General features: G+C 73.8%; 7 protein-coding genes. 4 read left to right on the forward strand and 3 right to left on the reverse strand.

Annotated features, from left to right (window positions below; translation table 11 throughout):
- Positions 1 to 16: 16 nt before the first annotated feature.
- The 4 genes from hscB (at position 17) to iscX (ending at position 3,329) form a co-directional block, all read left to right on the forward strand.
- Positions 17 to 640, forward strand: a complete 624-nt coding sequence (hscB, locus tag MNY62_RS08750) for a Fe-S protein assembly co-chaperone HscB (RefSeq protein ID WP_242343766.1) — start codon at positions 17 to 19, stop codon at positions 638 to 640.
- A gap of 8 nt (positions 641 to 648) precedes the next feature.
- Positions 649 to 2,535, forward strand: a complete 1,887-nt coding sequence (hscA, locus tag MNY62_RS08755) for a Fe-S protein assembly chaperone HscA (RefSeq protein ID WP_242343767.1) — start codon at positions 649 to 651, stop codon at positions 2,533 to 2,535.
- A gap of 2 nt (positions 2,536 to 2,537) precedes the next feature.
- A complete protein-coding gene (locus MNY62_RS08760; protein ID WP_242343768.1) occupies positions 2,538 to 2,843 on the forward strand; it encodes a 2Fe-2S iron-sulfur cluster-binding protein in 306 nt (101 codons plus the stop codon).
- A gap of 288 nt (positions 2,844 to 3,131) precedes the next feature.
- The gene (gene iscX, locus MNY62_RS08765; protein ID WP_242343769.1) at positions 3,132 to 3,329 is read left to right on the forward strand and encodes a Fe-S cluster assembly protein IscX; all 198 of its coding nucleotides are present in this window, start codon (positions 3,132 to 3,134) and stop codon (positions 3,327 to 3,329) included.
- Here iscX and MNY62_RS08770 read toward each other — a convergent pair.
- From MNY62_RS08770 to MNY62_RS08780, 3 genes are read right to left on the reverse strand one after another with little or no spacing between them, the layout of a single operon-like run.
- Positions 3,326 to 4,393, reverse strand: a complete 1,068-nt coding sequence (locus tag MNY62_RS08770) for a protein-glutamate methylesterase/protein-glutamine glutaminase (RefSeq protein ID WP_242343770.1) — start codon at positions 4,391 to 4,393, stop codon at positions 3,326 to 3,328. The genes iscX and MNY62_RS08770 overlap by 4 nt on opposite strands.
- On the reverse strand, positions 4,393 to 5,280 hold the full coding sequence (locus MNY62_RS08775) for a CheR family methyltransferase (RefSeq protein ID WP_242343775.1): 888 nt from the start codon (positions 5,278 to 5,280) through the stop codon (positions 4,393 to 4,395). The genes MNY62_RS08770 and MNY62_RS08775 overlap by 1 nt, the downstream gene beginning before the upstream one ends.
- 34 nt (positions 5,281 to 5,314) lie before the next feature.
- Positions 5,315 to 5,869, reverse strand: coding sequence for a chemotaxis protein CheW (locus MNY62_RS08780; RefSeq protein ID WP_242343771.1), 555 nt, complete (start codon positions 5,867 to 5,869; stop codon positions 5,315 to 5,317).
- Between the last annotated feature and the right edge of the window lie 131 nt (positions 5,870 to 6,000).

Here is a 6,000-nt window from a genome sequence, read left to right on the forward strand (position 1 = left end):
CCGCTTTTCTGAGCGCATGCGTCACCCGACCTGCTGGAGCTGCGAGCTGGAGCTGGAGAGCGGGACGCTCTTCTGCCCGCGTTGCCGCAAGATCCAGCCGGTCGCGCGCACCGAGGACTACTTCTCGCTCCTCGGGCTCCAGCGCGAGTTCGCGCTCGACCGGGCCGACCTCGAGCGGCGCTTCCGCGAGCTCTCCCGCGTGCTCCACCCGGATCGCTTCGCGCGCGCCGAGCCGCGGGAGCGGCGGCTCTCCCTGGAGCGCGCGACCCGTCTCAACGACGCCTTCCGCTACCTGAAGGACTGGCGGCTGCGCGCCGCCTACCTGCTGAAGCTCGCCGGGACGGACGTGTTCTCCGAGGGGAGGACCTTCGCCGACCCCGAGTTCCTCGAGGAGCAGCTGGAGTGGCGGGAGGCGCTCGCCCTCGCGCTCTCCGACGGCGACGTCGAGGCGCTCCGGCGCATCGCGCGCGCGGCGCGCGCCCGGCTCGAGGGCATCGAGGCGGAGGTCGGCGGCATGTTCGAGGACGACCACTGGTTCTCCGAGCTGCCGGTGGAGATCGCGCGGCGCCTCTCCCGCGCGCGGTACTACGACAACATCGTGGCGGACGCCGAGCGTGGCGCCGCCGCCGCCGGACACTGAGGAGCCCCATGCCGCGCGCGATCGGGATCGATCTCGGTACGACGAACTCGCTCGTCGCCCACGTGGACGAGCGGAACCGCCCGCAGGTGCTGGAGGTGGACGGCGGGAGCCGGCTCTTGCCCTCGGCGGTGTACTACGACGCGGGCGGCGATCCGGAGGTCGGCGCGGGCGCGAAGCGCCGGGCGCCGGAGCGGCCGCTCGACACGATCCTCTCGGTGAAGCGCTTCATGGGCCGCGGCCCGGGCGACATCCGCCCGGAGGACCGCGGCATCTACCGCTTCGACGAGGCGGGCGCGGTCGTGAAGCTCGTCCTGAACGGCGGCACGCGGGCGGTCACGCCCATCGAGGTCTCCGCCGAGATCCTCCGCGTGCTGAAGCGGAGCGCCGCTGAGGCGCTCGGCGGCGCGCCGGGCGGCTGCGTCATCACGGTCCCCGCCTACTTCGACGACGCGCAGCGCCAGGCGACGAAGGACGCGGGGCGGCTCGCCGGCCTCGAGGTGCTCCGGCTCCTCAACGAGCCCACCGCGGCCGCGCTCGCGTACGGCCTCGACAAGCGCTCGCGGGGCGTCTTCGCCGTGTACGACCTCGGCGGCGGCACGTTCGACGTGTCGATCCTGCGGCTCGACGGCGGCGTCTTCGAGGTGCTCTCGACGGTGGGCGACACGCACCTCGGCGGCGACGACTTCGATCGGCTCGTGGCGCGGAAGCTCATGCAGGAGGGGCTCACGCCCGTGAACGACGCGCCGTCGCCGGCCGTGCTGCGCGGCGCGGTGGCCGCGGCCCAGAAGATCCGCGAGGAGCTCACCGCGCACGAGGTGGTCGAGGCGGACGTGGAGCTCCCCGAGGGGCACCGCCTGCGGGCGCGGCTCACCCGCGCCGAGCTGGAGGCGCTCATCCAGCCGGTGGTGGACCGCACGACCGGACCGTGCGAGTCGGCGCTGCGCGACGCGAACGTCGTGAAGGTGGACGGGGTCGTCCTCGTCGGCGGCGCGACGCGGACCCCGCTCGTGCGGCGTCACGTGAGGCGGCTCTTCGGGCAGGAGCCGCTCACGGACCTCGACCCCGACACGGTGGTCGCGCTCGGCGCGGCGGTGCAGGCCGACGCGCTCGACCGCGGCGGGCGCGAGGACGTGCTCCTCCTCGACGTCATCCCGCTCTCGCTCGGCGTCGAGATGATGGGCGGGGTGGTCGAGAAGATCATCATGCGGAACTCGACCATCCCCGCGAGCGCCACCCAGCAGTTCACGACCTACGCCGACGGTCAGACCGGGATGGTCGTGCACGTCGTGCAGGGGGAGCGCGAGCTCGCCCGCGACTGCCGCTCGCTCGCGCGCTTCACGCTGAAGGGGATCCCGCCCATGCCGGCGGGGATCGCGCGCGTCGAGATCACCTACGCCGTCGACGCGGACGGGATCCTCCAGGTCTCCGCGCGCGAGCTCACGACCGGCATCGAGCAGAAGATCCAGGTGAAGCCGACCTACGGCCTCACCGAGGAGGAGGTCGAGCAGATGCTCGTCGAGAGCATCGAGCACGCCGAGGAGGACGTGACCCAGCGCTTCCTCGTCGAGTGGCGCGTCGAGGGCGACCGGATCCTCGGCTCGCTCGAGTCGGCCTTCGGGCTCGACGGCGGGCTGCTGAGCGACGCCGAGCGGGCGGCGATCGACGAGCGCATGCGCGGGCTGCGCGACGCGATGGCGGGCACGGACTACCTCGCCATCAAGGCGTGGATCGAGTCGGTGGACGCCGCGTCGAAGGCGTTCGCCGAGCGACGGATGGACAAGCACATCCGCCAGGCGATGGCCGGCCACCGCGTGCAGGAGTTCGCCGAGAGCATCGTCGAGCACCCGCGCGCGACCGGCTCCAAGGACGGCGACCTCGAAGACGAGGGGACGTAGGCATGCCGAAGGTCACCTTCCTGCCCGAGGGCAAGAGCGCGGAGGTCCACCGCGGCTCGTCGATCCTGGACGCCGCCGAGCAGGCCGGGGTCGAGCTCGCCCACAACTGCGGCGGCGTCGCCGCCTGCACCACCTGCCACGTCTGGATCGAGGCCGGGCTCGACTCGCTCTCCGAGATCGAGGACCGCGAGGACGACAAGCTGAACGAGGCCGCCGGGCTCGCGCCGAACTCGCGGCTCGGCTGCCAGGCCTGCGTCGCGGACGAGGACGTGGTCGTGCGGATCCCGGGGAACCGGATCGCCTCCTGACCGGCCCCGGCCATGATTCGAACAGGCGAGCGAAGCGAGCCCGCCGGGGCGCCACCGCGACAGCGGCGAAGTCGCGCGCGGTGGCGCATGGGACTTGGCTGGCGGGGTGGGGCCCCGACGAGCTTTGCTCGGCGGGGCGGGGGCGCAGCCCCGTGATTCGTGAACAGGCGAGCGACGCGAGCCCGCCGGGGCACCACCGCGATCGCGGCGAAGCCGCCCGCGGTGGTGCAGGGACCCGGCGAGCCGGGGCGGGGGCGCAGCCCCCGTTAGACCGACAAGGAGTCACGCGTGAGATGGACCGACGTGCACGAGATCGCGATCGCCCTCGCCGAGACGCACCCCGGCGTGGCGCCGCTCTCCGTCCGCTTCACCGACCTGCACCGCTGGGTGCGTGAGCTCCCCGGCTTCGCGGACGACCCCGAGAAGTCGAATGAGAAGGTCCTCGAGGCGATCCAGATGGCCTGGCTCGACGAGGTCGAGGACTAGAGCACCCGCCGCGGCGGCGAGCGCCACCACTCCAGCAGCGCGGGGGCGATGCCCGGGAGCGGGAGGACCCGCTCGACCGCGCCCCGGGCGATCGCCTCCTTCGGCATGCCGAACACGACGCAGCTCGCCTCGTCCTGCGCGAGCGTGCGCGCACCCGCGGCGCGGAGCTCGGCGAGGCCGTCGGCGCCGTCGTCGCCCATGCCGGTGAGGATCACGCCGGCCGCGTTGCCGCCGGCCGCCTGGGCCGCCGAGCGGAACAGGACGTTCACGCTCGGCCGGTGCAGCGACACGGGCGGACCGTCGAGGACCTCCACGAAGTAGTGCGCGCTCGAGCGCCGCAGCGCCAGGTGCCGGTTGCCGGGCGCGACGAGCGCCCGGCCCGGGCCGAGCCGGTCGCCGTGCGCGGCCTCCTTCACCTCGATGCGGCAGCTCCGGTCGAGGCGAGCCGCGAACTGCGCGGTGAACACCTCCGGCATGTGCTGGACGATCGCGACGCCGGGAGCGTCCGGGGGCAGCGCCTCGAGGAGCTGGCGGAGCGCCTCGGTCCCGCCGGTGGAGGCGCCGATGACGACGACGCGCTCGGCCGCGCCGCGCGCCGCCGGCCTGGGCGGGATCACCGCGTCGGCGGACAGCTTGGCCGCGGGGCGCGGAGCGGCCGTCCGCCGGGAGACGCGCGCGAGCACCGCGGCGCGGACGACGTGCACGAGGCGCGCGGCCGAGTCCTCGAGGAACCCCTTCACCCCGAGGCGCGGCTTCGCGACGAGGTCGACCGCGCCCTCCTCGAGCGCCCGGAGCGCGATCTCGGTGCCCGGTCCGGCGAGCCCGGAGCAGACCACCACCGGGATGGGATCCTCGGCCATCACCTTGCGCAGGAAGGTGAGCCCGTCCATCCGCGGCATCTCGATGTCGAGGACGATCGCGTCCGGGCGCTCCCGGCGCATCTTCTCCATCGCGATGATGGGGTCGTGAGCGGTCGCGACCGCGAGCCCCGCGCGGCCGAGGATCTGCGCCAGCGCCTGCCGCACCACGGCGGAGTCGTCGACCACGAGGACGCGGGCGGGCATCAGGCGCTCCGCGCCGGGGGCGGCACCGTGTACACGGTCGGCATGGCCGCCCGCGCGCGGGTGGTGAGCCCGCCGAGGCTCTCGGCGTGGCCGAGGAACAGGTGTCCGCCCGGCTCCAGCCGGTCGACGAGCCGCTCCACCACGCGCTCCTTCGCCTTGCGCTCGAAGTAGATGAGGACGTTCCGGCAGAACACGAGCTCGAAGCGCGCGTCGGGCCAGGCGTCGCCGTTCAGGTTCAGCCGATCGAACCGCACGAGCCGGCGGATCTCGGGGCCCGCCTTCATGAGCCCCTCCTGGCTGCCCACGCCGCGGAGCATGAAGGCCTTGAGGTACGCCTCGGGGATCTCGCTCGCCTTGTCGATCGGCCAGACGGCGGCGCGGGCGCGCTCGAGGATCTTGGTGGAGAGGTCGGTCGCGAGGACCTCGAGCTCCCAGCCGGAGGGGAACGCGTCGAGCAGCGCCATCGCGAGCGAGTAGGGCTCCTCGCCGCTCGAGCACGCCGCGCTCCACACCCGGATCCGCCGCGGGCGCCGACCGGCCTCCGCCTCCTCGCGCAGCGCGGGGAACACCCGCCCCTGGAGGAACTCGAAGTGGCGCGGCTCGCGGAAGAAGTGCGTCTCGTTCGTGCAGATCGCGTCGAGCATCCGCACCTTCTCGGCCGGGTCCTCGCGCACGCGCTCGTAGTAGGCGCGGTAGCTCGCGAGGCCGAGCTCCCGCAGCCGGCGCGCGAGCCGTCCGACGAGGAGGGCCTTCTTCACCGGCGCGAGCCAGATCCCCGCCTCGGCGTGGATGAGCCGCTGGAAGAGCTCGAACTCGCCGTCGCTCACCGCGGTCACGGCCGGCGCCACGGCGGCGGGGAGGGTCCCCGCGCCGGCGGCCGGGCGCATCCGACGCTCCGCGCGCGCGGTCACGCGAACCAACCTACGCGGCCTCCGCCGAGCCGGCGGCCGGGGTCTCCACGGCGGGGTCGGTCGCGCCCTCGAGCGCGCCGGCGGCGGCGTCGCGCGCGAACTCCTTCTCGTCGGCCGAGATGACGCGGTCGAGGTCGAGGAGGAGCACGAACCGCTTGCCGACCTTGCCCATGCCGAGGAGGAAATCGACCTTCACCGCCGTGCCGAAGGCCGGGGCCGGCTCGACGTCCGCGGGGCCGAGCTCGATGACCTCGCGCACCGCATCGGCCATGACGCCCACGACCGCGGGCTGGCCGTCGAGCCGCGCCTCGACGATGAGGATGCAGGTGAGGCGCGAGACCTCGGTCTCCGGCAGCCCGAACTTGGCGGCGAGGTCGACGACGGGGACGACCTGGCCGCGCAGGTTGATGACGCCGCGCACGGAGCGCGGGGTGGACGGCACGCGCGTGACCGTCTCGTACTGGAGGATCTCCTTCACCTTGAGGATGCCGACGCCGTACTCGCCGCCCGCGAGGGAGAAGGAGAGGTACTGCGCGCGATCGTCCGCTTCAGTCGCCTGAGTCATGTCGTCTCCATTTGAACGGGGGCTGCGCCCCCGCCCCGCCGAGCGAAGCTCGTCGGGGCCCCACCCCTGCTCGGCGGGGCCCGTGAACGGTCGCGCCCGCTTCGCGGGGTCGCGACCGTTCCCCGCCGGGA

This window comes from Anaeromyxobacter terrae, assembly GCF_022690685.1.
Classification (GTDB): Bacteria; Myxococcota; Myxococcia; order Myxococcales; family Anaeromyxobacteraceae; genus Anaeromyxobacter; species Anaeromyxobacter terrae.